The organism is Paenibacillus sp. FSL H8-0175 (assembly GCF_045040615.1).
Lineage (GTDB): Bacteria > Bacillota > Bacilli > Paenibacillales > Paenibacillaceae > Paenibacillus_AQ > Paenibacillus_AQ odorifer.
Map to the genome: position 1 here is coordinate 3,093,243 of NZ_CP150299.1, position 22,531 is coordinate 3,115,773.

Sequence of the window (22,531 nt, forward strand, 5' to 3'; positions counted from 1 at the left end):
ACTCATGAAAGTCCAGAATATTTACATCGCTCTGAGAAGTAGGCGGAAAATATTTAGCAGTATTGCTAAATATATGTTGAGTATATATTGCCTGAACATTTTTATTAATTCCATGACCTAATAAAGTTTCATAAGTATTAAAAAAATCCGGTGATGTCACCGGACAAAAATAAATTTTGAAGCTATGAGATGACCCACGTATTTGGTTCATTAAAAGAGAAATATTGGAAAACAGGAGGGGGCGGAAAGGGACCGGGACCGGGAGTCGGAGTACTAGGAGGCCAAGTAAATGCTTGATATAGCATGTAAGGTAACGGTGGGTTTGGAGGATTTGGAGTACCGGCATCAAACACTTGCGCTATCCATATCAAATAAGGTGTAAATGGTCCCGTTATTGTTGGACCATAAATTATAGTTGACCATGTGTTTTTGTACGCTTTTATCAAAACTGCACCAGGAGGAACAGGTAAAGAACGGGATTTTGGATTGGTTAAATTTTGTATCCTCCCATGAGCAATGTCTACAGCTTGTTGCATTTGTGATTGGGCTTCAGCCGGAGGAAGGCTCTTGAGATTATTCCACCAATTGATTTGATCTTGATTTGGATAATTTGCTGGACCAAAAAAGTGCTCTGTTTGTTTTGGCGAAAAAAAGGACTCATTTGAGCCGATATTAGCATTCATCCTATCGCTCCTCTTCTACAATTTCTAAATGAACTATTTAGTGAAAGTATATGCTCATGATACTAGTCTCAATTTCTTTTATTACAAATAAATTTTGAGGGGGTTCTAAATAATGAAGTTAGGATGATTACTCGAAAGAATACGGAACTTTTGGTTAATTTTAATTTGTATATCAATTAGAGATGTGGAAGTTGCAAATTGTTCAATCTCACAAATGACTCGCTAAGTATGGGAGATAGTGTCTTATTAATTCGCCTAACAATGAAGGAGAGATCTAAAGTGACTGAAGAAAAACGGAAACCATGTACACGCTGTGGACTCGATTATGGCTTCATAACGGATTGTAGGGAAGATGGTACAGAGTATGAATTCTGCCATAATTGCGGCATTCCTGTTGAGGAAGGTGAAGGAGCATGACACCAGAATGGATAGAAGAGAAGAAGCTTAAAAAGGGTGAGCGTGTCGTAATGCACACTTGCATTGAATCCGAGGAAGAACCAGGAAAGATATGGACGTGTAAGTCAGATCAGTTTACGCGAGGGAAGGGAGTATTTGCACAGGATTCTGTATTCCTCGAAGGGTACAGTGGATCATTTGCGCCTGAATTTCTACAAAAGGTCGCTTTGCCTTCAGAGGATGAACGTGTGCTGGCTGCTCTAGAAGAGTCAGAGCAACAAAACAATGTGTGGCAAGTTGAAGCAAATCAATGGCTGAATGATTTGGTGGAAAAGACTGTCGAACTGGCAGAGGCACAGCAGATCATAGCCCGACAACAGAAAAAGATTGAATGGTTTGAAAACAACTATATGGGATTTGTGGATGGGGAGGGTAAGGCATGACACAGGTAAAGGATATGATCGATGAAAAATTAGACTTTGCTCTTGCTGAGCAACTGGGATGGGTAAACGCATGGGATGGAATAAGGCTCTTGTGGCTTGATGGGAAAACAAATGAGTTTCGCCGCAAAGTTACAGACTGGCATCCTTCAACTGATCCTGCTGCCAGCCTAGAGGTACAGGCAAAGGCTATAGAGGTAGATGCCAAGCAATATGCTATTAACCTTGCAAGTAGATTGAAATGGGACGGGGATGGCGATGAACTAAGTTACAGCGACAATGATCTTTTTTCCTACACCGGAGTAACTGTATTTCTCAACGCCAGCCCCCGAGAGAGGGCAGAGGCGGCATATATCACGCTACAGGGGGCGAAAGAGAATGAGCAAGCTTAACAGAGTTGAAAAATTGATTGCTAAAACGAGAGGTGAAGGCCTCGTACCTCAACGGATACTAATGAGTATGTCATTTGCAACTGCGCTGAAGAATGAACTTATACCGGAAATCGATAAATATTTTATAAATGGTCGGATGGAAGTCGATGGTGTGCCGTGGGAGATTGAGAAAATCAGAGGTTTTAGGGTTGAGTACTTGCCGCAGGCCACCAATTCGACTGAATAACCCAGCCTTTAGGCGGGGGCCGAACCAGATCATTAAGGGAGTAGGAGTATCCCTCCTCTCCCAAAGGCAGAGTAGACGCAAACTGTGAAGGAGTGAGGTCATTGAGTAAAAGAGTTATTTATTTGGAAGATAACATGATTAATGCACATGATAACGTAATTTTTGAAGCAGACATTCCTTATGAAGTCACAGGCAATGCAATTATTAACGAGGATGGTTTAGATGTGCTTATACATGATATTTGGGTGGACTTTCGTTTAGTGCATCAACAAATTAGATAGTGTCGCAGTTTGAAGATATGGCAGTATATCCACTACAGGGGGCGAAAGGGAATGAGTAAAGCAATTTTAACATCTGAAGGCAAAGAAAGGTTAAAGCTCGAACTCAACAACATCATAACGAAACAACTTCCGGAAGCAGAAGAATGGGTGCGGATTGCCCAGCGGCATGATGCTAATATCCAAGAAGCTACTGAAATCAGAGATTTCTATAAATCCAGAATTCCATATTTAGAAAATATTATCGCTACTGCAACTGTAATGTATGGACAAACAATTTCAATCGGACAGGATCAAGCCAAGAAGCTTGGTGAAGTTATGGAGATGATCTCAGATTCAGGAGTAGATTCCATCACACGAAATGAAGCAGCCGAGCATTGCATTGATTGGGTGTGGGGTATGGTGAAAAAGAACGGTATGAAGATCAGACCTAAATCATAGGCCGTAGGCCATCGTCCGACAGCATAAACCCAGCCTTTAGGCGGGGGCCGAACCAGATCATTAAGGGAGTAGGAGTATCCCTCCTCTCCCACAAGGAGGATATAACAATGGAATTTCTTCAGAAGGTCAGGGTTAAGAAATTTGCTCGGACAGTAAAGACATTCGGTCAAAATCCATGGATACCGAATAGCAAGGACTTGTACCGGAAAGTGGACACTTACCCAAATGATCGGCGGGATATTGTTTACACAATTATCGGCACAACTCAATTGCAAGAAGGGTATAGCAATTATCTCGGATCAGACGAGGGTTACGGCTGGGCTCAGCGTAATTCCGTAAAAGTGTACATCGTTGCTCATGGATTGGGGCGCAGATATAAAGTGATTCCGGAAGATCTGGAGCCGGTAGGGGAGGAAGCCCAATGACACAAAGGGACTGGCAAAAGGATATGGACTTGGTTCAGGGCACAATTAAGCACGATGCATTTCCTGCTTGGACAGAACCGATGCTTTACTGGCTTCAAGAAGCCAAAGAGCGTGGAGAACGGGAACAAGAGATTAAACGGGCAATCGGTAGATGTTTGGTGGCAGGTAATTCACTTGGCAGCATTATCATGAATTATAACTTGCCAGAAGGTCATGAAGAATGGTCATTCCAAGAAGCAAACTCATATTTCTTCGGTAAATTCTACAATGATCGTCCATCTGCTTACGAGAGTTACGAAACGTGGATTGCGTGGAAGGCGATCATGGGTGCATCAGAAATTATGTCCACCCTTTACCCAGATACCCCAGCTCCCAAGGAGGGCAGCTATGATTAAACGGTTCATCCGCCGGCAGATTATTCGATACATCCGAAAAAACTTTGGTTCCTTTGAACAGGACTCAATCCATGTGGTGATTATGAGCAAGCAGGGTTTTCGGTTCTTTCGGAACAATGTAAATCAATATTTGAAGGTTGAGGAAGGAGATAACCAATGACACTCACAAGGGAAGAGATACTGGCGATGGAGCCGACAGAACTTGGTCCAGCGGTAGCAGAACATATATTTCAGGCGAAAGTGATCGGTAAGGAAAACTTTCCTGAGCTTAGCCTGCTGATCGGTTGGTTTGGATATGAAGCATGGAAGCCAATGAAGGGCACATGGCACAATGCAGAATGGAGAAATTCGGAGGAAAAGGCTTGGCTGGATTGTCCGCGGTTCGGTGAAGACATATCCGAGGCATGGGAAGTGGAAGAAAGAATCAAAGAAATGGCGATTGATGCACCCCTGTACATCGGATATTACATGACAGAGCTGCAATTGATTGTTGGTAATAAAGGATTTGATATGGTACATGCCACTCCAGAACAGCGCTGCAAGGCTGCCCTATTAGCAGTACTTGGATTATAACGGCCGTTAGGCCTCCGATTCGACCGCATTACTTAGCGACAGCGGAGGCCGCAGGGCTGGATGAACTTATAAGGGGGCTGAGACACATGTCTAAGCATGACATTGTATACGTTTTGATTAACACGCTGCATGGAAAAGTAGAAATGGCAACGCAAAACGATTCTGAGGCATGGGCATTTTATCGGGATATGAAGGGAATTCGTATACAAGTGTTCATGAACATGAATCTGATTGCAAGTATAGAGCCTGCAGTATCAGCACTGGATTAATTTAGGGGGCTGAGACCCCAATCAAAGGAGACGATACACGATGGAAATAATGTTCGAAGAAACAGTTCAGGTAGACCAATGCCAATGTGTATATTGCGGTCATAAGTTTGGAGGGCGCAGAGCCTGCAACGCTGATATGGATTGTAGAACGGTCGAATGCCCTAAGTGTGAGAAGGAAATGAACGTATTAATATCCGTGGAATATACGTGTTCGCCATTGGAAGATTCAGAGGTCTAAGGGGGAAAAGAGGATATGAGCAAAATCATCGTTAAATATGTCACGAAAAGAGCTTATTGCACATGCTGCAAGCAAAAACTTCCGCAGATTGAAACCAGTAAAGAAAAACAGTTCACAATCAGAAAAGAGGACGTAACCGACTGGGCAGAACAAGAAAGTTGGCAGAGTGCATCTGATAGTTCTGGCGAACTTTACGAGATGGTTAGAGAATTTACGAATGAAATTATAAGTTTCCATGCGGTTGATATGACCGACCGTGTTGTCATTGGAAAAACGGAACTGGATAGAGTGAATGAGTTTATTACACGAGAAGTTTTGTCTTCGGCCGTCAGGTCATCGAATCAGACCGAATAATCCCAGTGATAACGGGGGCCGGAGGAGATTTATCCCTTCTGCTCCCCATAAAGAGAGGAACAAGACAATGTTCTGGAAATATTTCAAAGAAGAGTTCAAGAAAAACGGTCGAGAGTTGATTATTCCGAGCATCATACTGGCCGGAGCGATAGTTGGCATCTGTATCGCGAAATATTGGTGAGAGAGGAACAAGACACTATGAGCGAAGAAAGATTTGAGGTTAAGCCTTACGGAGTTCGTTACAGATGTGAATGCGGCGGAGAAATGAAACCTTCCAGTCACATACTCATGAGCATTCCTCCGCAGTATCCACACGAATGCAATAAATGCAAAGCTGTAGTCAATTTGACTAAACGTTACCCTACAGTCGAATGAGAGGAAACAGACAATGTCTAAACAGCCAAGGTTAATTGACGCAGATAAACTGTTGGGAGATATGAAACAACATCTCAAAAAGCTAGAAGGTCAACTACCTATCGACGATGAAATTCGCTTCCAGCGCAATGATGCACAACTGGATATTTTAGAACTATACATCCAAAAGTTTGAGAAAGGCGAGTTTGATCTTACAACTGAACCAAGACCAAATTACAAGGTCACTTATAATAGATGCCGAAACCATATCGTTCCAATTTATGTTGAAGAGTATATTGTACGTCCGTCAGAAAATGAAATGGAACATACGAAGCAATTACTCATGGCAGAAGAATATGTTCTTGAAATGTACTTGAGGAGATGAATTGACTTGAAGACAGAATCTAAAATTCACGATTACGATCTATTCGATAAAGATTTCGAAGAGTTCCTGCGCCAAGGGTTTGAATCCTATGGGATACCAGAAGGCCAAGAATCCGTAGTAAACATGGATGAAATCCACTCTATACTAATCGTGAATATGTAAGATGCCCGCAAGGAGGTTATGCCAATGATAGAGTTGATTCCTGCACAAAAGAGCGACTTCACTCCGAAAAATGATTTAGCCGATATCACAAGAGCTTATCAGGTTCAGTTCTTCACAAACGCAGATCAAGAGGACATTCGAAAAGCCCTGTGGCTGCTAAACAGTTACCGCACCATCAAGGGGCTGGTAGACAGCTATGAATTCGTCCTTAAGCAGCCGCAGGAAAACGGATTGAATGATTTTGACATGGCCGGAGTGGAAGGAGCTGTCAAACGCCTCGGCACAGACGACCACATCTCTAATTTGCCAGCCAATGTACTAATAGCTAAAGAGACACGCCATCTTAACTATATGCTATATAAACGAGTTACGGAGGCTGTGATGCATGCAGCAAATAACATCATTGACCCTCATCAATTCAAAATCGTTGAATTACTGTTCACCGGCGAAAGAAAGTTTAGATACAAAGACGCCGTAGAGTACATGAGGCACGAAAGAAAAAAAGGGATATACAGCATAGAGGCTACTACATTCGCGGAAAAGCGCCGGAAAGTCATCGCTTCACTGACGAATACGCTTCTTTTCAACGGCACACTTGACTATGTAACAATCGATTATGGACGGGGCCGGAATAAAGAGGGTGAAATCGGATTAAGACAACTCAACCGCGAAGGGTAGATACCTGGAGCGGTATTTTTCTGCCCAATAGCATAGTATGGCGTGATTTCCGTAGCGTATCAGCAATAACCCCCAAATATAATAAAGATACCGAGGCGAGAGCTTCCGTACCACTCTATATCTGGTTGCGGTAAACTGTGACGGGCATATCACACCGCAGCTCATACCCACTCACCTCCTGGGCAACCGTGATCTCAGCGGCTAAAGATATGGATCGAGAACGTGAACCGGATACGTAAATAAATAACCGGGTCGAACTACTAATTGGAGACAGTGCACATAGGGGGATACCCCGAAGTATTAAAGGTGCACATTGTTGCTCAAGCCGGAGCATGGGGGATTAGCGGTAGCCGCATGATATAAATTACCGCCCAATACTAAACAACATACCGAAGCACTTACGGATAAATAAGTGCATCATAAAAACAGTCGATGGCCTTCTGCAGAGGCACGTGCTAAGGGAACACTCCCGATAAGAGTGTTAGACAAAGCATCATCGGCTATTCTATTATGTTATCCTAACAAATAATTAGAAAAAAAGTTTTGAAAAAGAGGAGTTAAAGTCTGAATGTTGAATAACCATTATTAAGACTGAGTATATAGTATAGAGGAGCCATTTATGAAGGAGTTCATAAATCAAAAATATCAGTTAGCAAAGATTGAAAAAGATATTGCGGAAATCAGAATATTAGAAAAACAAAAACACGATGAAATAGAATCTTGGGGAAAAAAGTATTTTACGAAATCAGTAAGAGAAAATATCATCGAAGCTATAAAGGCGGATGAGGAACAAAATAGGATATTGCCTTCACTGATTGAATGCAATGAGAAATGGGAAAGCGGACAAATTACTTACACCGATGTTATAACTTTTTCCACGTATGATTCACGTATTCAAGAAATTGAGAGCAAGGATTACAGCCATACTTTTATATCGAGAATACATAAGATTATTTTGGGGGGCGGGACAAAATGACAATATCCTTCGCTCTTATTATGAATAAAAGTATAAGATTTTCAAAATTAGTTAAAATTACTGAAAGTTATTTTGGAGTAATATCGAAAAAAATTGGTAAGTTTAATGCAAATTGCATTAATCTAAATGATGGTTATTTAATTGATATTACTCCGAACAAAATCCACTTTATCTTTTTAGGACAGATGGATGGTATGGTTAAAACAAGATTAATTAGTGAAATTAATATCTTTGTATCCTTATATCTTTCAGATCAAACAATTGCCATAAAATGGTACACTCCTGAAACTAGTTTTTTATTTAACGACATGCAAATGGACAACATGATTTTAATTTAATCGGAGGAAATTTATCATGAATAAAGATGGTCTAGAATTACTGCTTTCTGGTCACAATTACAGATATTTGGAAGACGTGAAGGAAAACGCAGAAATTGATATGTTCGAAGTTGATATAGATCTTCCTGGTGGAGTTTATATTTGGTTTCAAGATGATGTGAATTGCTTAAGACTTTTTATGCCAAGAATTATTGAAGTTTATGAAGCTGTACTTCCTTTTGCGTATAAAGAAATTAATACTCTAAACTTCGAATCATTTTACGGCGCGCTTTCAATAACAGGGAGTAAAGAAAAAGATAATGAACAAGTTAAATACTTTCTGAATTACATAAATGCAGTACCTCTAGCCCGCGAAGAAGGGATTTATCTAAGTTCTGAAGAGTTTGACGAATACATCACTTATATCAGATATTACGTATCAAAAGCGATCAAAAGCTTAAGTGATATTGAAAGGTCCTTTACAAATGGCCTTAACGTATAGACTTTTACAAATGTGTGCTTTTCTTTTTTTTACAACACTAGGTGTAATTAGAGTTTTTGATAATGAATTCCCTTTTTTAACTTTTTTGAATATAACCTCTCTAATACTTTCGTTACTTGTAATGTTATATACTGTAAGAGATAGAGCATTAAATTTATTCTTGCCTCTAAACAAAATAAATTATTTAGATCATTTCATTTCTATTTTAATGATTGGAACAATCTTAGTTTTCATTATATTGTGTATATTTGCATATTTTAATCTTATTTCTACTTCGCTTAGTGATAGTTTTGCGATTTTTGCATTAGGTATATCACTTTCTAATGCTTGGTTATCTGAAGTATTAATAAACATAATAACGACTATTTTATTTAATTCAGAAAACAATAAAGATCTACCTTCATGACTATATGCTAAAAAAGTGTGAAATTAAGCAGTAAATCTGTATCTTTTAAATGATAAGATATAACAAATCTATCTTTACCCAAGAGCGCCCAATGAGGCGCTTTTTCTATTGCTCAGGAAAATTTTCCTTAACGGTATGTATGCTTGTAAGCCTTCTGTAACGTTACAAGAATTACAAGCTAAACCCTTATAGAATAAGGCGCTTCATTATATGCGTTCAAACCTGTAACGCTTCAAACGTTACAAAGTGCCATTACAAGCGTTACAAAACGTTACAAACGTTACAAGAATAGAAAGGGGTATGAGAAGTGGCAAAACCATCAAAGATTGAAACATTAGGATGTCAGGAAATAGTGTGGGCTGGAGTACGGAACGGAAAAACTGTCCGAGCGATCGCCGAGGAATGTTCTGAATGGGCTAACGAGCAAGTATCACATACAGCTGTAGCGAAGTATGTCAAAGAGAAGGGGACGGCAGAACAAGCCAAGAAGAAAGATGCAATTGTGGCTGACCGCAGGCGTGTGATTAAGACAGTTCATCAGGAGATAGATATTATTCAAACCAACCTTGATGCAACCAAACGCCTCATTGATCGATTTGAACTGGTGGACGATCTACCGAAGTTGTTCAGAGAAGAGATGGATGAACTCATAAATAAACTCATGGAAGACGGCGAGGAGTTCAACTACGTGAGTTTTATTGAAGGCTGGCAGAATTCATTTGAAGTGGAGTTGCGTCGAAAGGTAGTTGAAATCGTTTCACTTAACCGTGAGGTACGCGAGAACATGAAGTTCCTTGTTGCATTAAGGGAGAAGGCGTTCCAATTCGAGCTGGTACAAGAGTACATTAACATCTTCATGGAGATATTCCAGGAAGAGTCTAGTGATGGAGCTTATGACCGTTCGATCATCCGTATATCCGCCAACCCACGTATGAAGCAACTGATTGATCAGCAGAAGCTCTATACAGGCGGCGGTGAATAAATGTGCTGGCTAAACTGCATGAACAGATCCGTAAAGCTGCTGAAGCAATTGGAGGAGCGAAAGGCCCGAAGCTAAAGTACATTGATTTGGCTGGAGAAATAAACAGAAAGATCGAAAGTGAATATAGAGATAATCCAGCAGGCCTTAAAGAACTCAAGGGAAACCTTGATGACTTTGAGGCCTTTTGTTTTGAATTCCTGCGGATTAAGACTAAGACGGGGGATATCGTACCACTCACGCTGAACAAGGCGCAGAAGAAGCTTGCCAAAACAGTATTCGACCAAATCAAGTCAGGCAAGCCGGTGCGTATCATCATTCTTAAAGCACGGCAAATGGGGTTCTCCACGACAACCGAGGCCATAATCTACTATTTATCTTCGTTGCAGGAAGCAAAGAATGCGTTCATCGTAGCTCAGGACTCCAGCGCATCTGAAAACCTTTATGATATGTTTCGGCTTTACTATGACTACATCCCCGAGCATATCAAACCTATGCGTAAACGGAATAACAGCCGCCGCCTAACATTCGAGAGTCCGGCGATGAAGGACGTTGACCGTAAGAAGGAGCCGGGGCTTAAATCCAAGATCACGGTACAGTCAGCAGAGAATCGCGTCCTTGCCCGTTCGGAGACAATTCATTACCTTCACATATCAGAGTTGGCTTTCTGGCCGGAGAACCGTAAGAAGAAGCATCTTGCTTCCCTGTTCGCTGCGCTATCAAAGGAACCGCGCACCGTTGGTATCATCGAATCAACAGCAAATGGTATTGAAATCTATAAAGAGATGTGGGATAACGCGGTAGCAGGGAAGAATGACTATATCCCTTTGTTCTTCCCATGGTTCGATATGCCAGATTATCGCATGAGGGTTCCGGCTGACTTTGAGCTCACTAAGGAAGAAATTGAGCTTAAGACTAAGTTTGACCTGGCTGACGAACAGCTTGAATGGCGGCGATACACAATTCGCAATGACTTTGAAGGCGATGAGAAACTGTTTCGTCAGGAGTATCCGTCCACACCAGAAGAAGCGTTCCTCGTCACCGGTAGAACAGTATTCAATCAAGATAAATTAGATGCTATGTCGAAGCACACCAAAAAAGGAACGAAGTATTCAATCGTTATTCCTCCTGCTATTGAAGGCACAGGTTACGATTGGACAACTGTTAATTTCATTGAGGATGAGCGTGGAGAGTTTGAAATCTTTTGCGAATATGATCCAGACAAAGAATACTGCATAGGAGCTGACGTAGCTGAAGGGTTGGAGGGCGGCGATGCTTCGGCAGCCTATATCATTGATGCTGAGACCGGAGAGGATGTTGCTGCTGTTTACGGACAAATGGATTTGGACATCTATGCCAAGCAATTGGACTATGTGGGTCGTATGTATGGCGATGCTTTGCTTGGCGTTGAAACGAACAATGTGGGTCACAGTGTCATTAACACGCTGCTGAACGTGACATTTTATCCAAACCTATATCATCATGACTCCTATAACGCAGAAGCTGGAGCCAATGAGAATAGACCGGGATGGCCGACAACAACAGTTACCCGCCCTATTCTGGTTGATGCAATGATCGAAGGCATCCGCGAAGGAGTATGGCGAATCAACGATGCCAATCTGATCAGTGAAATGAAGACATTTGTCCGCAATAGGGCTGGTAAGCCGCAGGCTATGGGCAAGGGAACATTAGGCGGATGTAAGGATGATAGAGTCTTAGGCTACGGAATAGCCCATCAAATGAGATTGCGACGTCCGCCGAGCATTAAACACATAATGTTACCTTCTATAGGTGGCATAACTATCAAACGTTTATAATTACCAAATTATTCTTTAACAACGCTAAAACATTTGATAGAATTGGATCAAATTCTAATGAATGGAGAACATACTATGGTAATTAGCAGAGCATTTAATAAGGAAATTCAATCTTCTCTTAATTCAAAATATCTTTCGAGTGAAGACTTTGAAGTTTCAACAAAAAAAGAACAAAAAGGCGGCTTAAGTGTTACAATTACTTATTTGTACAATCCACAATACGAGTTCTATTTTAAGTCAGGAGATCAAATAAATATCGTTAGAAGACCTGGAGAAATGGCTGAAAACGAAAGTCTTGTCGTCACGGGAAAAGACGGCATATTAACGGCTATTTACAAGTGGTTAAAGAATATTGAGGCAGAAACCAAAGCTGCCCCAATTTTAAGAGAAATTATGGAGCATAAAGTAGAGGTTGATTTACAAATATCTGAATTAGAAAATTCAATTAAAGATATAGGTCAAGATGACTTTACTAAAGATGAGATATCAAGCTTGATCGAGAAATTGAACAAATTCCAAGAAGAGTTTGAATCTAGGCTAGAAGAAGAAATTCAAGACAAACAGAAATTAAGAAATGAGATCAACAATATAGGGAACGAAATAGAATTTCTCAAGTCACAAATACAGCTTTTAACCAAGCAAAACTGGGTGAAATCATTACTGGTTAAATCAATAAACTGGCGCAAGCGGAATCCGCAAGCAATGAATACTTTAGTAAATTTAACTAGAGAGATGCTTCCGGAAGGTGTGAGGGAGCACATTCCTGACGCTGTAGTAGATTTAATAGCACCAACAAGTGAAGATCATTAATTTTCATATTAGCACGAGACAAAAAATCACCTTGTTTTTTTGTCCATGCTTCCTAGTATTGGAGGTGTTACAATAAAGAGGAATTAAGTTCGTGATGCATTGTGTAAGTAAAATTAAAGGGGGATTTTTGTGAGCATCCATGACTACCTTGATAGACTTGAAGGAAATAGCAAACGTCATATCTTGTTAATTGTAACTCCGAAAGAAAAATACCCAATTAACTTTTTAGACGAAAACTACTATTCGCTTGAAAACTCAATTCTTCAAACACCTAAAGAATACATGAGTTTATATGGCGATGATCCAAATGAAATTATGCATTATGTAGCTTTCAGAGAATACCTAAGACCTATAATTTGTGATAAATACAGTGTAGCTTATCAAACTACCGATAAAATTAAAAGGTCAAGAGAAGAAGAAATTATCAGCTTCATCGTCGCAAAACATTTCTACGATAATGTGCCAAGCGGAATTAAAAAAGAAGATGCTGCAATATCTGATGGTCTAATCTTGGCTGAGGACTTCTTATCTAAATTCCCATTGAATAAATTTGAACATGTTTTAGTGAAAGTAGGTAAGAATAGCGATGAAGCAAATGTTTTGATAGATATATCTTTCCAAAACAGGACTGACAATTATTATTTTGATCATGTTTATATTCATTAAAGAAAAAAAGGAAGACAATAAATGAGCCAATTAAAAAACAGAGGAATTTGAAAGTTTTGTGACTATGGAGTTAGATGTTTATGTATATTCTATCGAAGACATCAATGGATCTCCTGTGGAAGTGGGGTTAATAACAGATTTTAACCCATTGAGAGATACTGTATATGTCAATAACCGCCCATACGATCAAAAGGAATACGTGTTTTTAAATCAAGGAGACCTTTGAAAGGTGAATTCTTGACTTAAAATAATTATTAATAGTGGAGGGAAGCAAGCATGTTAATTGGAGTGGATATATCAGAATATGATAAGAAACACGTCGAAGAAATAATGCTTAGATTGCAAGGGAACAAAGCGACATCTGAAGATTTAGGGTGGATTATGAATATTGCACATCAAAATGTGAGAAAGTTTTCTCATTCTCAACTTGATGATGTGCTAAGGGTGGCGGAGGTTTTAATAAATGGATTGCATCCATTGAACAAAACGATCGATAATAATGAATATGTCATTAAAAAGTTATCTGGAGCGTTCAATATTAAAGAATGGTAAATCCGTAGTGGTAACGTACGAAAATCAAGTTATTATTAATCCATAGAAGTATGAACGAATATAGAAGGTCAGGAAACTTTTCCTGCCTTCTATTTTTATGTCTTGAGGAGGTGAAATCTTGAAATGGTATCATAAAGCATTATATTCATTAGCAAACGCAGTGCTTCCGGCATCGGTAAAGCGTCAGATGATGGGTGTAGGCAGATCAACAGTAACCAGCAACTCAAACAATTGGGGTATCTTCAACTGGTTGCCGAAGAAGTACCAGAACGTCCATAACATCGACTTGACCAAATTACAGAATCATACAGCAGAAGAACTGCTTGAGCTGCTTATCTCTGTTCACCCGGACATTTCGCATGCGTTATATACCTATCTTAGAATGGGTGACACTGAGCTAACCTTTACAGCTAAGAAGAAGTCGGGGAGCGACGATAAGACCGGACAACGGGCGTTGGATGAAATTAAGGAAATGCTTGAAACGCCATTGCCGTCACCTGGTTATCAGCACGGACGGTCCCTGGATAAGCTAGACACTATTCAACGCATGATGATCATGGTTCGTGGGGCGTGTGCCGGCGAAGTTGTCCTGAATGAACGATGCAATGATGTCATTGATATTGTTCCGGTTGATCCGGCACTGATCTGGTTCCGCAGGGAGCCGGTCACGAACAGACTGGTACCGTGGCAATACGTCAAGAACCCGGGCAGCAGGCAGACCGGTGAAGAATGGTTCGGACAGTACAAGAAGATTGACACTCCGACATTCATTTATGAAGAGTTTGATCCAATGGTTGATGATCCATATGGCCGAACGCCATTCCTGCCAGTGCTCCAAGTTGTATTCTTTCACCTTCAGGTGCTTCAGGATTTGAAGACAGTCGTTCATAACCAGGGCTATCCACGCTTGGACATTTCAATGCTTGAGGAAATCATGTTGAAAAATATTCCTTCAAGTATCAAAAACGACCCAAAAGCGCAACAGGCGTGGCTTAAGGAACGAATGGACGAGATGCTTACCCATTTCAACTCACTCAATCCAGATGACGCCTTAGTCCACTGGGATAGTGTAAAGGTTGAATACCTCAAGGGCGGAAATACAGGCCCGATGATCGACATCAAGAAATTGATTGATATCATTGATACCCAAATGGCAACTGGTCTAAAGACACTTCTCACCTTGCTATCCCGGCATCAAGGTTCCACAGAGACATATAGCTCAGTGGATACCCAAATATATATCAAGTCTGTAGAGTCCGCCCGGAGCGTAACCAAACGTTTCTGGAAGCGGGCTTTTTCTATGGCTGTTAGAGTGCGTGGAGTGCAAACACAGGTTGAAGCTGATTATGCGCCGATTGATTTGCGTTCTGATATGGAACGAGAGCGTGATCTGAGAGCAAAGCTTAATAACTACGTACTGGCCGAAAAAGAGCGTTACATTACCACCATAGAGGCTGCAACAGAAGCGCGTTGGATAATGGGGCTTAATCCTAAAATTCCACCAGAACTTCTGGCAGAGCTTGAAAAAAAGTATAAAACCGATCCAAACGAACAGATTCCACCGAATGGAGGTGAATAACCAATATGCAACCAACAGTAGGACGCACGGTTCACTACTATAGTTATGGTACTCCTGGCGGTGAATACAAAAGCGAACCAAGAGCAGCAATTATCACTCAGGTTCATAACGCAACGTGCGTTGATTTGTGTGTGCTTAATCCAACGGGAATGTTCTTCAACCAAAACGTTGTTCAAGGACAAGATGGAGGTAAATGGGATTGGCCACAAAGAGTATAATTCTGATGCGCTAATGAGCGCGGAGGTGATCTAATATCTAATTGTTCATTACGAGAAGGAGGTGAAATTGGTAAATGGCTAAACCGACAACTGAGCAATTAGCATTAATAAATCAACTTGCTCGTGTTCCACTCTCGGAAGATGAAACGTATGTCTTTCCTGCAAAACTTGTAGGTGATCAAATGATCCCTAATCGTTTTTATCGCCTTACTCCTAACTTTTTGCGGAAAATGGCAGTCCAAGCTAAAGCAGGCGTATCACTATTGTTGGATCACTCATGGGCTAACCTTGGTATTCTAACAGTTCCAATAGGTAGAACCTTTGAAAGTCGATTACAAATGGATGGTGATGAACTGGCGCTGTACGCAGATCATTACATGAAACTCGGCCAAGAAGTCGGAGATATCAAGATTGACCAAATAGCAGATGGTATTGATGCCGGAACTATTTTTGATACTTCAATTGGCTTCACGGTAAGCAGCCAGACGTGTTCGATCTGCGGTCAGGAGTATTTCGGTGGGAATTGCCCTCACATTCGCGGTAGAGAATACGACACAAAACTGTGCACTGTTGATATAAATGACGGTGATCTCATGGAGAACTCACTTGTCTTTGACGGAGCTTATCCGGGTGCTGGGGTAGTAGGCATGAGTAATGCCTCAGTAACTCAATCAAGTGTCAAATGGGAAGCTTTATCTGAAGATGCGAAGTCACTACCAAGTGGAGGACGCGTCTTTTATTCTTTTAGCGGAAAATCTGGGCTTGATGGATTTGTAATCAAGCAAGAAAAAAACAATGAGCCTGAGACACAGGCCAAAGGAGATGACACTGTGACAGATGAACAAAAAGCTGCTTTAGCAGCATCACAAACACAAGCAACTGCACTAGCGGCTGCAAATGGTGTACTCGGACAAGTCCGAGCAGCACTCGGCGTTGAAAATGATGCTGATATCTCAACAAAGCTTACAGCACTGAGCGCGCAGGCTGCGGATGGAGCAGCATACAAAGTCAAAGTTACCGAACAAGCTTGCGGAGCTGGTGTCCGGGCATTGGGTGACGCCTTCAATGTGGAGGCGATGAAAACTGCACTATCCCATCTGCCGGTATCAGAAATTGAAAAGATCAGCGCGACCTATGAAGCGCAAGCACAGGCTGCATTGGGTGGCGGTGGTCGCCACACAGAGGGCGATAATCTTGATCTTCCAGCAGGAGCGGCCAATGGAACACCACCTGTCAATGCACAAGCAGCGGCTCAGAAAACACCAGAGCAACTTAAAGCGGCCGAGAAAGAGGCAGCTAAAGCTGCTGCGATTGCGGCCCTCAAAAACACTGGCAGAGGCAATCTGCTGAAGGAGGACAAGTAAAATGAATGGTTCGCAGTTTAACGGCGCTCCGGGTCCAGGTCCAATCTACACCCAGGAATTTATTGAGGTGCTTGCCTCGACTGATCTGCAAGCAAAACTCCCAGGCGGCGTATTGCTGGCCCAAGGCAACGGAGTGATTAAGAAAGGTACTGTTCTTGGTAAAGTCACTGCTACCAAGAAATTTGTTCCTTATCTCTCATCAGCGTCTGACGGTTCACAAGTTGCGGTCTGCATCCTGGACAATGATAAAGACACTTCGCTCACAGACATCGGCGCTTCGGCGTGGATTGCTGGTATCTTCACGGAATCTAAGTTGACAGGCATTGATTCGGCGGCTAAAACCGCATTGAAACTCTGCTACTTTGTATAAGGGGGAACAATATAAATGGCAAATGTACTCGATCCATACTTCCTAACTGAGGTTGTTCAGAACATTCGAACTGACATCAAGGGCTTCCGAGGTGCGCAGATTCTGACCAATGGCGTAGATTTTAAACCTGAACTTGATTTGACTATTGAATACGACATCACCTATGACGATACTGGTATGACTCCACCAACCGGTCTTAATGATCCTTCACCTATTCACGCAGCGCCTGTTGTTAAACACATGAGCTTTACCAATCAGGAATGGCGTGAAAAAGCGATCATTGATCGTGAGAAGATAGCTATCCTGCGGAAACCAGGGAATGATCTTCAACAAAAATGGGCAGAGGAGTACATGGTTGAACGAATGGTCAATCTCAACCAACGTCTTGAAACCCGATTTGAATGGATGCGGTGGCAATCACTTACAGGAAGTCTTTTAGTGCCACCTACACTTACAATGCCGGCCAGAACTATTAACTATGGGGTTCCATCTAATAACAAGCCGACAGCTGCGGTTCTTTGGAGTAACACTGCTACATCTGATCCTTTGGCTGATATTGATCTGTGGGTTCTCAGATTCCGTGGCAGCGGAGCGCGAGCTGTGAAGATCATTGTCAACAAGCAGATTGACATCTACTTGAAGCAGAATGCCAAAATCCGTGATCTAATTAAATTCACCTACGGCAAAGAAGTAGTTACAGCAGGTCTGCTGTCTGATATTATCGATCAGCAATTGAACGGGCTTCAATACGAAGTCTATGATGGCGGATATGTTGACGAAGCTGGCAACTTCTATCCATTCATCCCAGACAATGCGTGCATTATTATTGGAGAAGGCATGACCGGTTCTATGATGGACTTGGTGACTAGCCCGAACAACTATGAAGATATCTTCAATGGCCATGTTGGAAAATTTGCACTGACGAAGTTAATCCAGGGCGACCCGGATCAATGGCAAGTCATCAACGGCGCAACTGTGCTGCCGCGTCTGAAATACGTCAACTGGCATATCTTTGCTACAGTGGCGTAAGGGAGGGGCATACAATGACAATCGTAAAAGTATTGGTTGATGCCGTAGGAGAATACAACGCCGGGGACATCGTAACAGATGCCCCCGAAGGCCTTGTGGAAATCGCAAAGAATAAAGTTCGGAATGCAGCAACCGGTGAATTGCTGGCTGAGCTCGTGGACAGCAATGACATCGTCAGCGACAATCCATCCGACCGCGAACTGGAACTTCAGGTTCAACTCGAAGAGTCCAAAGCACGTGAAGCGGAGCTACTGGAACAAATCGCAATGATTCAAGCGGATGGGGAAATTAAGGAACTGAAGGCTGCGGCCAAAGAACTGAAAATCCCTGGTTACACCAAAATGGACGCTGACGAGCTGAAGAAGGCTATCAACGAAGCCGGTGGTGGCGAGGATGGCAAATAAGATCCTCATCACGGATACGTACCATGATGAAGTGAGAGGGCGTCTAGGAGTCGGTGAGGATGTAATATCCGATGCCGACATAGACGCCCTTTCTGTTTTACCCATAGCAGAAGCTAAGGTCATCAAAGAAGTACCCGACTATGCTGACTTGGTTGAGGATGATAGGAACTATGTATATGCAGCGGCTGTAAGTATGGTCGCTGCCATACTGGCTCCATCTATGACTGCAAGAATTGCAAAGTCCAAGAAAGACTTCGATTACTCCATTGAAAATCAAGTTGTGGATTGGCGTGCATTTGGAATTCAATTAATTGACGATGCATATGCGCTAATTGATTTGATATCCACTGTGACACCAGGAACAGATGCCCCGATATTTGGCGTTGCTGGACCAACACGATACAAGGAAAGGCGGCGTTACTGATGTTCAAACAATTCGCTCACCGCCACTCTCCGTGTTCTGTAAACGGCGATCCGGATGTAGTTATACTTTCTAGGGATACCCGAGCAACAACGATTGTCGGCAAAGAATACATGTACAATGGTTTATTCGCTCCAACATCGCTTGTGAAACCGGGAGACTTAATCGAAAACGGTGATACTTTCTTTGTTCAAACCTTGCGTCCAACCACTGAGAAGGATAAATACTGTTCATTGATCAAAACCAATGCAACAATAACAGTCGAACGTTACTCGCAAAAGTATGACGAAAATGATAATGCCATCGGTGACGAAGAGTACAAGCCAGTTGCAGAGAATGTTATCGCTTTTGCTCAATACGTCACTGCACGACTACGCCAAGACGATCCTGGGTTACTACCCTCCACAACTTACACGTTGCAATTACAAACAACGGTTAATATAAAAGACCCTCAAGACGCCATCCATCCAGATCAGGTTATTCTCCACGGCAAGGCTTATCAGGTGGATGCCGTTGATGTAGTTAAATACCCCAATCTACTGCATGTGCAGTTATCGGACAGTGTGCGATGATCACCGGATATGATGCTACAAGGGCGTCTAAGGATTTAGAACACAAGCTGTCTCTCCAAATTACCGGGTTAACAAAGATTGTCCTACTGACTGCCAAGGGTGGTATACGATACTATCCAGCAGTACGAGATAAACTTAAAATGGAAATGTTCGTACTCGCTAATCAAATGATCTCAGGAGATATTACAGCAGATTACTGGCAGGCATGGCTTGAACAGTTTGGTAAGGGATCTTTAATGGCGGACGCCTCACAAAACCCCGGTTTAGTTACTTACATGAATTCTGATGCGTGGAATCGACTAAGATCACGCAGCAGTAAGGTGGTTGTAGGGCGTGGACAAGGGAATTACAAAAGCATAGATGGTACGATGCGTTTCTCAGGCGGTGGCTATGCTGGAGTGGACCTGGAGGAGCTAGCAGAACGTGGAGATATTGACCCGAAGTTCAAGCCAACACCACCGACCTATTTTCTACGTATCGCAATCCAGTCCAATCGTAATCGAATCCTACAAGGGATTGCGGAGGTAATTGAAAACTTTCCATACCACAAGTACTTTTTGGAGGATAAGACATGAGCCTTCATCTGATTGATGCTATACAGAACACACATAAGGATGACACGGCGTTTATGGCTATGCTGAAGCTTACGCCAACTGCAAATGGCGAACAGATGGCAACTCGCTTCACAAAAGGTGTAGAGCCTGAAATAGTAGTGACAAAGGAAACCTTACCGCATATCTGCCAGTACATTATGCCGGGGCAATACGGACGAAACCCACTCGTTTTTCAAGGTAAGTTTTGTATAGACTTTTACGGTAAGACTGGCTATGAGGCGAAGCTATTATTCGAGAGGTCATTTGAACTTTTGCATGATAGGCGGATTGTTCAACCTAAGTTTCATTCATTTTTGTGCGTATTGGCCTACGACGGTGACTTTGCAACAGGGATAAGTGGAGTAAAGGGCTACAAGGGTATCTACGATATCGATTATATCCGCATTAATTAAGCAGGGTTAAAGCATGAACGTGATTGTAAAGTGTAATTGAAGTAATATAGAAATAAGGAAAAGGAGTGATACGGTGACAGAAAAACCCGAACTTAAGAAAGAGCCGACAGAGCTTGAGGAACTTGTGAAAGAAAAAGTTAAGCTGGCTAAAAAGCTCGGACTAATGGAGCAAGGTACACAACCGATTGAAGGATATAAAGAAACGAACGATTACAAACGAATTCAAGAAATTGATTTAAAACTATGGGAACTGATCAAATAAACTGATCAGTTCCTTTTTTATTACCCAAGGAGGGATATACGAATGCAGGAACCATTAGTATTTGATGGAGTCGGTAAGATATGGATGAGAGATTACGATGGGACTCTAAGATACATTGATGAAAAAATTAACAGTGTTATGTTCGCACCGCAGTTCTCCTGGACGAAGGTATTTGGTGGACAGTCCGGTTATGCATTTCACTTGACCGCACAAGATTTGCAAGATGTGCTTACAATTGAGCTGCCGCGTTATTCTGCTGTAATTGCTGAGATTTCTCAAGGGGCAGAGACAAAAACAGGTCCTGTTGAAATCGATGAGAACGAAGAGGGCATTCTCGGTGCTACTGGATATGCCATCGAAGGAATTGAAGCTTTTGGTGGTACGTTTGTTAAGGATAGTGACGAGGTCTATCTTAAAGCGGTAGATGGAACGCTAAGCAAGCTTGAAAGAGTGGCTTCAACACCAACCATTGGGCAATATGCAATTACGGCGGACGGTGTTATTACATCTGCAACAGGGAATTTGAACAAAAATGTGATTGTGACCTATAAATGGTCCAAACAAGGAACATCCAGCAACTTCAAAGGAACACGGCGTCCTAAACCATTTAAGTTTGTTCACCGTTTTGAATTGATAAATGACCGAACAGGTCAACCCGTGCAGGTGCAGTTGACGGTATACAAAGCTGTGGGTGGTGGTACGCTGAATGTTGGTGCTGCACGTAAGACACCTAGCACAAGCACTCTTAATCTGGAGGTTTTGGAACCAGATGTCACTCCAGATAATCCAGAAGGTATTGCAGCAACGATTATCTTCGTAGACTAGAAGCATCAATAAACAATGATTGTCCCTCGCTGTTATAGCGGGGGATTATCTATTTTGAGGAGGAATAACAGTGCAAAAGCAAATCGATGAAACATTAAATATAGGTTCAGAAGTCAGACTAGCTGAAGGACTTGTTAAGAATGTGAAAATAGGAACTATTGGAACTATACGACAGGTGCGAAAAATCATGAAGGACATACCCTATCAATTCTCTGTAACTATTGGGAGGGAACCATGGCTCGAAAGCGATCTAGGGAAAGCTGTGGACTGGCCTAAGGCGGAAGCTGCCTATCGCGAATCTTTCGATCTTATTCTTGAAGGCGGTCTGCCAGATGAAGAATATGATCAGGTCGATTTCGAAGGTATTGAGGAGTTGGAAAAACTCATTACCCGATTTCTATGAGGAATCGTTCCCTCCTGATCCGGACGCTGAGGAAGAAAGCGAGAGCGAAGGGACGGAAGAGGGAAGAGAACAAACACTACTTGATGCATGGGCCTTATGTGTAACTCTAGGTATTCCAGATAGCGAATGGGAAAACATGACTTTCCCTAAGATATACGCTCTCAAAAGAATTAGAAAGAGGAATCAAGAGTTCCAAATTGCTCTTCACGGTGGAGAAATCACCAAAAAGCCGAAGAAAGCAAAGTACCTATCTGATTTAGGTATCTTTCCAAAATAAAAAGAGGTCTCCGCATGATGCCGGGGACCTCTTTTTCTGTATGTAGACGTGTCAGTAGCAAGGAAAATTTTCCTTAACAATCAAGGG

General features: G+C 42.0%; 39 protein-coding genes. 37 read left to right on the plus strand and 2 right to left on the minus strand.

Translation table 11 applies throughout. From position 1 onward, the window contains the following. Positions 1-182: 182 nt before the first annotated feature. Positions 183-683: a hypothetical protein gene (locus tag MHH46_RS13620; protein WP_076189970.1), complete on the minus strand. Its 501-nt coding sequence runs from the start codon at positions 681-683 to the stop codon at positions 183-185. 279 nt (positions 684-962) lie between these two features. Here MHH46_RS13620 and MHH46_RS13625 point away from each other — a divergent pair, with 279 nt between their 5' ends. The 18 genes from MHH46_RS13625 (at position 963) to MHH46_RS13710 (ending at position 8,484) form a co-directional block, all read left to right on the plus strand. Continuing rightward, complete coding sequence (locus MHH46_RS13625) at positions 963-1,100, plus strand: hypothetical protein (protein ID WP_179086243.1); 138 nt, start codon at positions 963-965, stop codon at positions 1,098-1,100. Next, positions 1,097-1,522, plus strand: coding sequence for a hypothetical protein (locus MHH46_RS13630; protein ID WP_076189971.1), 426 nt, complete (start codon positions 1,097-1,099; stop codon positions 1,520-1,522). The genes MHH46_RS13625 and MHH46_RS13630 overlap by 4 nt, the downstream gene beginning before the upstream one ends. Continuing rightward, entirely contained in the window at positions 1,519-1,911 is a 393-nt protein-coding gene (locus MHH46_RS13635; protein ID WP_076189972.1) for a hypothetical protein, read from the plus strand. The genes MHH46_RS13630 and MHH46_RS13635 overlap by 4 nt, the downstream gene beginning before the upstream one ends. After that, the gene (locus MHH46_RS13640) at positions 1,898-2,137 is read left to right on the plus strand and encodes a hypothetical protein (RefSeq protein ID WP_076189973.1); all 240 of its coding nucleotides are present in this window, start codon (positions 1,898-1,900) and stop codon (positions 2,135-2,137) included. The genes MHH46_RS13635 and MHH46_RS13640 overlap by 14 nt, the downstream gene beginning before the upstream one ends. A 101-nt stretch (positions 2,138-2,238) precedes the next feature. Further along, positions 2,239-2,418, plus strand: coding sequence for a hypothetical protein (locus MHH46_RS13645; RefSeq protein ID WP_076189974.1), 180 nt, complete (start codon positions 2,239-2,241; stop codon positions 2,416-2,418). Between the two features lie 51 nt (positions 2,419-2,469). Next, positions 2,470-2,856 (plus strand): hypothetical protein, encoded by a 387-nt coding sequence (locus MHH46_RS13650; protein WP_076189975.1) that lies wholly within the window; start codon positions 2,470-2,472, stop codon positions 2,854-2,856. Positions 2,857-2,963: 107 nt separating this feature from the next. Further along, positions 2,964-3,281, plus strand: coding sequence for a hypothetical protein (locus MHH46_RS13655; RefSeq protein ID WP_076189976.1), 318 nt, complete (start codon positions 2,964-2,966; stop codon positions 3,279-3,281). Continuing rightward, the gene (locus MHH46_RS13660; protein WP_076189977.1) at positions 3,278-3,676 is read left to right on the plus strand and encodes a hypothetical protein; all 399 of its coding nucleotides are present in this window, start codon (positions 3,278-3,280) and stop codon (positions 3,674-3,676) included. The genes MHH46_RS13655 and MHH46_RS13660 overlap by 4 nt, the downstream gene beginning before the upstream one ends. Continuing rightward, on the plus strand, positions 3,669-3,836 hold the full coding sequence (locus tag MHH46_RS13665) for a hypothetical protein (protein ID WP_179086244.1): 168 nt from the start codon (positions 3,669-3,671) through the stop codon (positions 3,834-3,836). Before MHH46_RS13660 ends, MHH46_RS13665 begins: the two co-directional genes overlap by 8 nt. Next, positions 3,833-4,249 carry a BC1872 family protein gene (locus MHH46_RS13670; protein ID WP_076189978.1) on the plus strand — a complete coding sequence of 139 codons (417 nt, stop codon included), beginning with the start codon at positions 3,833-3,835 and terminating at the stop codon, positions 4,247-4,249. The genes MHH46_RS13665 and MHH46_RS13670 overlap by 4 nt, the downstream gene beginning before the upstream one ends. Positions 4,250-4,335: 86 nt before the next feature. Then, a complete protein-coding gene (locus MHH46_RS13675; RefSeq protein ID WP_076189979.1) occupies positions 4,336-4,518 on the plus strand; it encodes a hypothetical protein in 183 nt (60 codons plus the stop codon). A 253-nt stretch (positions 4,519-4,771) separates the two neighbouring features. Continuing rightward, positions 4,772-5,110 (plus strand): hypothetical protein, encoded by a 339-nt coding sequence (locus tag MHH46_RS13680; protein WP_076189980.1) that lies wholly within the window; start codon positions 4,772-4,774, stop codon positions 5,108-5,110. 388 nt (positions 5,111-5,498) lie between these two features. Continuing rightward, positions 5,499-5,849, plus strand: a complete 351-nt coding sequence (locus MHH46_RS13685) for a hypothetical protein (RefSeq protein WP_076189981.1) — start codon at positions 5,499-5,501, stop codon at positions 5,847-5,849. Between the two features lie 6 nt (positions 5,850-5,855). Continuing rightward, positions 5,856-6,011: a hypothetical protein gene (locus MHH46_RS13690; protein WP_179086245.1), complete on the plus strand. Its 156-nt coding sequence runs from the start codon at positions 5,856-5,858 to the stop codon at positions 6,009-6,011. A gap of 24 nt (positions 6,012-6,035) precedes the next feature. Then, positions 6,036-6,689 (plus strand): hypothetical protein, encoded by a 654-nt coding sequence (locus MHH46_RS13695; protein ID WP_076189982.1) that lies wholly within the window; start codon positions 6,036-6,038, stop codon positions 6,687-6,689. A 619-nt stretch (positions 6,690-7,308) separates the two neighbouring features. Continuing rightward, complete coding sequence (locus tag MHH46_RS13700) at positions 7,309-7,665, plus strand: hypothetical protein (RefSeq protein ID WP_076189983.1); 357 nt, start codon at positions 7,309-7,311, stop codon at positions 7,663-7,665. Positions 7,666-7,685: 20 nt separating this feature from the next. Continuing rightward, the gene (locus MHH46_RS13705; protein WP_405132613.1) at positions 7,686-8,003 is read left to right on the plus strand and encodes a hypothetical protein; all 318 of its coding nucleotides are present in this window, start codon (positions 7,686-7,688) and stop codon (positions 8,001-8,003) included. A gap of 16 nt (positions 8,004-8,019) precedes the next feature. Beyond that, positions 8,020-8,484 carry a hypothetical protein gene (locus MHH46_RS13710; protein WP_076189985.1) on the plus strand — a complete coding sequence of 155 codons (465 nt, stop codon included), beginning with the start codon at positions 8,020-8,022 and terminating at the stop codon, positions 8,482-8,484. A 189-nt stretch (positions 8,485-8,673) separates the two neighbouring features. Here the strand turns inward: MHH46_RS13710 and MHH46_RS13715 are convergent, their stop codons facing one another. Continuing rightward, a complete protein-coding gene (locus MHH46_RS13715; protein WP_405132614.1) occupies positions 8,674-8,838 on the minus strand; it encodes a hypothetical protein in 165 nt (54 codons plus the stop codon). A gap of 359 nt (positions 8,839-9,197) precedes the next feature. Between MHH46_RS13715 and MHH46_RS13720 the strand changes: the two genes are divergently transcribed. From MHH46_RS13720 to MHH46_RS13810, 19 genes are all read left to right on the plus strand, one after another. Next, entirely contained in the window at positions 9,198-9,872 is a 675-nt protein-coding gene (locus tag MHH46_RS13720) for a hypothetical protein (protein WP_076138813.1), read from the plus strand. A gap of 2 nt (positions 9,873-9,874) precedes the next feature. Next, positions 9,875-11,686, plus strand: coding sequence for a terminase large subunit domain-containing protein (locus MHH46_RS13725; protein WP_076189987.1), 1,812 nt, complete (start codon positions 9,875-9,877; stop codon positions 11,684-11,686). A 75-nt stretch (positions 11,687-11,761) separates the two neighbouring features. After that, positions 11,762-12,496 (plus strand): hypothetical protein, encoded by a 735-nt coding sequence (locus tag MHH46_RS13730; RefSeq protein WP_076189988.1) that lies wholly within the window; start codon positions 11,762-11,764, stop codon positions 12,494-12,496. Between the two features lie 129 nt (positions 12,497-12,625). Further along, positions 12,626-13,162 (plus strand): hypothetical protein, encoded by a 537-nt coding sequence (locus MHH46_RS13735; protein ID WP_076189989.1) that lies wholly within the window; start codon positions 12,626-12,628, stop codon positions 13,160-13,162. A gap of 276 nt (positions 13,163-13,438) precedes the next feature. Beyond that, entirely contained in the window at positions 13,439-13,714 is a 276-nt protein-coding gene (locus MHH46_RS13740) for a hypothetical protein (RefSeq protein WP_076189990.1), read from the plus strand. 118 nt (positions 13,715-13,832) lie between these two features. Continuing rightward, entirely contained in the window at positions 13,833-15,293 is a 1,461-nt protein-coding gene (locus MHH46_RS13745; RefSeq protein WP_076189991.1) for a hypothetical protein, read from the plus strand. Between the two features lie 5 nt (positions 15,294-15,298). After that, positions 15,299-15,511 carry a hypothetical protein gene (locus MHH46_RS13750; protein ID WP_076189992.1) on the plus strand — a complete coding sequence of 71 codons (213 nt, stop codon included), beginning with the start codon at positions 15,299-15,301 and terminating at the stop codon, positions 15,509-15,511. 74 nt (positions 15,512-15,585) lie between these two features. Beyond that, positions 15,586-16,875, plus strand: a complete 1,290-nt coding sequence (locus tag MHH46_RS13755; protein WP_076189993.1) for a hypothetical protein — start codon at positions 15,586-15,588, stop codon at positions 16,873-16,875. 1 nt (position 16,876) lies between these two features. Further along, positions 16,877-17,245 (plus strand): head decoration protein, encoded by a 369-nt coding sequence (locus MHH46_RS13760; RefSeq protein ID WP_076189994.1) that lies wholly within the window; start codon positions 16,877-16,879, stop codon positions 17,243-17,245. A 15-nt stretch (positions 17,246-17,260) separates the two neighbouring features. Beyond that, complete coding sequence (locus MHH46_RS13765) at positions 17,261-18,274, plus strand: major capsid protein (RefSeq protein WP_076189995.1); 1,014 nt, start codon at positions 17,261-17,263, stop codon at positions 18,272-18,274. Positions 18,275-18,288: 14 nt separating this feature from the next. Further along, positions 18,289-18,678: a hypothetical protein gene (locus tag MHH46_RS13770; RefSeq protein ID WP_076189996.1), complete on the plus strand. Its 390-nt coding sequence runs from the start codon at positions 18,289-18,291 to the stop codon at positions 18,676-18,678. Continuing rightward, positions 18,668-19,102, plus strand: coding sequence for a hypothetical protein (locus MHH46_RS13775; protein WP_076189997.1), 435 nt, complete (start codon positions 18,668-18,670; stop codon positions 19,100-19,102). Before MHH46_RS13770 ends, MHH46_RS13775 begins: the two co-directional genes overlap by 11 nt. Beyond that, positions 19,102-19,671, plus strand: a complete 570-nt coding sequence (locus MHH46_RS13780) for a hypothetical protein (protein ID WP_076138802.1) — start codon at positions 19,102-19,104, stop codon at positions 19,669-19,671. The genes MHH46_RS13775 and MHH46_RS13780 overlap by 1 nt, the downstream gene beginning before the upstream one ends. After that, positions 19,668-20,246, plus strand: a complete 579-nt coding sequence (locus MHH46_RS13785; RefSeq protein ID WP_076189998.1) for a hypothetical protein — start codon at positions 19,668-19,670, stop codon at positions 20,244-20,246. Before MHH46_RS13780 ends, MHH46_RS13785 begins: the two co-directional genes overlap by 4 nt. Continuing rightward, positions 20,243-20,677, plus strand: a complete 435-nt coding sequence (locus MHH46_RS13790; protein ID WP_076189999.1) for a hypothetical protein — start codon at positions 20,243-20,245, stop codon at positions 20,675-20,677. The genes MHH46_RS13785 and MHH46_RS13790 overlap by 4 nt, the downstream gene beginning before the upstream one ends. A gap of 73 nt (positions 20,678-20,750) precedes the next feature. Beyond that, positions 20,751-20,939, plus strand: a complete 189-nt coding sequence (locus MHH46_RS13795; RefSeq protein ID WP_076190000.1) for a hypothetical protein — start codon at positions 20,751-20,753, stop codon at positions 20,937-20,939. A 42-nt stretch (positions 20,940-20,981) separates the two neighbouring features. Continuing rightward, positions 20,982-21,764: a hypothetical protein gene (locus MHH46_RS13800; RefSeq protein WP_076138798.1), complete on the plus strand. Its 783-nt coding sequence runs from the start codon at positions 20,982-20,984 to the stop codon at positions 21,762-21,764. A 70-nt stretch (positions 21,765-21,834) separates the two neighbouring features. Further along, positions 21,835-22,167, plus strand: coding sequence for a hypothetical protein (locus MHH46_RS13805; protein WP_256717156.1), 333 nt, complete (start codon positions 21,835-21,837; stop codon positions 22,165-22,167). Next, positions 22,097-22,444, plus strand: a complete 348-nt coding sequence (locus tag MHH46_RS13810; protein ID WP_143762702.1) for a hypothetical protein — start codon at positions 22,097-22,099, stop codon at positions 22,442-22,444. Before MHH46_RS13805 ends, MHH46_RS13810 begins: the two co-directional genes overlap by 71 nt. The last annotated feature ends 87 nt before the right edge of the window (positions 22,445-22,531 follow it).

What these genes read in the sequence shown, in the direction of transcription:
- MHH46_RS13620 (WP_076189970.1), bottom strand. Translation starts at nt 683, where the DNA reads ATGAATGCTAATATCGGCTCAAATGAGTCCTTTTTTTCGCCAAAACAA.
- MHH46_RS13630 (WP_076189971.1), top strand. Translation starts at nt 1,097, where the DNA reads ATGACACCAGAATGGATAGAAGAGAAGAAGCTTAAAAAGGGTGAGCGT.
- MHH46_RS13635 (WP_076189972.1), top strand. Translation starts at nt 1,519, where the DNA reads ATGACACAGGTAAAGGATATGATCGATGAAAAATTAGACTTTGCTCTT.
- MHH46_RS13640 (WP_076189973.1), top strand. Translation starts at nt 1,898, where the DNA reads ATGAGCAAGCTTAACAGAGTTGAAAAATTGATTGCTAAAACGAGAGGT.
- MHH46_RS13650 (WP_076189975.1), top strand. Translation starts at nt 2,470, where the DNA reads ATGAGTAAAGCAATTTTAACATCTGAAGGCAAAGAAAGGTTAAAGCTC.
- MHH46_RS13655 (WP_076189976.1), top strand. Translation starts at nt 2,964, where the DNA reads ATGGAATTTCTTCAGAAGGTCAGGGTTAAGAAATTTGCTCGGACAGTA.
- MHH46_RS13660 (WP_076189977.1), top strand. Translation starts at nt 3,278, where the DNA reads ATGACACAAAGGGACTGGCAAAAGGATATGGACTTGGTTCAGGGCACA.
- MHH46_RS13665 (WP_179086244.1), top strand. Translation starts at nt 3,669, where the DNA reads ATGATTAAACGGTTCATCCGCCGGCAGATTATTCGATACATCCGAAAA.
- MHH46_RS13670 (WP_076189978.1), top strand. Translation starts at nt 3,833, where the DNA reads ATGACACTCACAAGGGAAGAGATACTGGCGATGGAGCCGACAGAACTT.
- MHH46_RS13675 (WP_076189979.1), top strand. Translation starts at nt 4,336, where the DNA reads ATGTCTAAGCATGACATTGTATACGTTTTGATTAACACGCTGCATGGA.
- MHH46_RS13680 (WP_076189980.1), top strand. Translation starts at nt 4,772, where the DNA reads ATGAGCAAAATCATCGTTAAATATGTCACGAAAAGAGCTTATTGCACA.
- MHH46_RS13685 (WP_076189981.1), top strand. Translation starts at nt 5,499, where the DNA reads ATGTCTAAACAGCCAAGGTTAATTGACGCAGATAAACTGTTGGGAGAT.
- MHH46_RS13695 (WP_076189982.1), top strand. Translation starts at nt 6,036, where the DNA reads ATGATAGAGTTGATTCCTGCACAAAAGAGCGACTTCACTCCGAAAAAT.
- MHH46_RS13700 (WP_076189983.1), top strand. Translation starts at nt 7,309, where the DNA reads ATGAAGGAGTTCATAAATCAAAAATATCAGTTAGCAAAGATTGAAAAA.
- MHH46_RS13705 (WP_405132613.1), top strand. Translation starts at nt 7,686, where the DNA reads ATGAATAAAAGTATAAGATTTTCAAAATTAGTTAAAATTACTGAAAGT.
- MHH46_RS13710 (WP_076189985.1), top strand. Translation starts at nt 8,020, where the DNA reads ATGAATAAAGATGGTCTAGAATTACTGCTTTCTGGTCACAATTACAGA.
- MHH46_RS13715 (WP_405132614.1), bottom strand. Translation starts at nt 8,838, where the DNA reads ATGTTTATTAATACTTCAGATAACCAAGCATTAGAAAGTGATATACCT.
- MHH46_RS13730 (WP_076189988.1), top strand. Translation starts at nt 11,762, where the DNA reads ATGGTAATTAGCAGAGCATTTAATAAGGAAATTCAATCTTCTCTTAAT.
- MHH46_RS13740 (WP_076189990.1), top strand. Translation starts at nt 13,439, where the DNA reads ATGTTAATTGGAGTGGATATATCAGAATATGATAAGAAACACGTCGAA.
- MHH46_RS13750 (WP_076189992.1), top strand. Translation starts at nt 15,299, where the DNA reads ATGCAACCAACAGTAGGACGCACGGTTCACTACTATAGTTATGGTACT.
- MHH46_RS13755 (WP_076189993.1), top strand. Translation starts at nt 15,586, where the DNA reads ATGGCTAAACCGACAACTGAGCAATTAGCATTAATAAATCAACTTGCT.
- MHH46_RS13760 (WP_076189994.1), top strand. Translation starts at nt 16,877, where the DNA reads ATGAATGGTTCGCAGTTTAACGGCGCTCCGGGTCCAGGTCCAATCTAC.
- MHH46_RS13765 (WP_076189995.1), top strand. Translation starts at nt 17,261, where the DNA reads ATGGCAAATGTACTCGATCCATACTTCCTAACTGAGGTTGTTCAGAAC.
- MHH46_RS13770 (WP_076189996.1), top strand. Translation starts at nt 18,289, where the DNA reads ATGACAATCGTAAAAGTATTGGTTGATGCCGTAGGAGAATACAACGCC.
- MHH46_RS13775 (WP_076189997.1), top strand. Translation starts at nt 18,668, where the DNA reads ATGGCAAATAAGATCCTCATCACGGATACGTACCATGATGAAGTGAGA.
- MHH46_RS13780 (WP_076138802.1), top strand. Translation starts at nt 19,102, where the DNA reads ATGTTCAAACAATTCGCTCACCGCCACTCTCCGTGTTCTGTAAACGGC.
- MHH46_RS13785 (WP_076189998.1), top strand. Translation starts at nt 19,668, where the DNA reads ATGATCACCGGATATGATGCTACAAGGGCGTCTAAGGATTTAGAACAC.
- MHH46_RS13790 (WP_076189999.1), top strand. Translation starts at nt 20,243, where the DNA reads ATGAGCCTTCATCTGATTGATGCTATACAGAACACACATAAGGATGAC.
- MHH46_RS13800 (WP_076138798.1), top strand. Translation starts at nt 20,982, where the DNA reads ATGCAGGAACCATTAGTATTTGATGGAGTCGGTAAGATATGGATGAGA.
- MHH46_RS13810 (WP_143762702.1), top strand. Translation starts at nt 22,097, where the DNA reads ATGAAGAATATGATCAGGTCGATTTCGAAGGTATTGAGGAGTTGGAAA.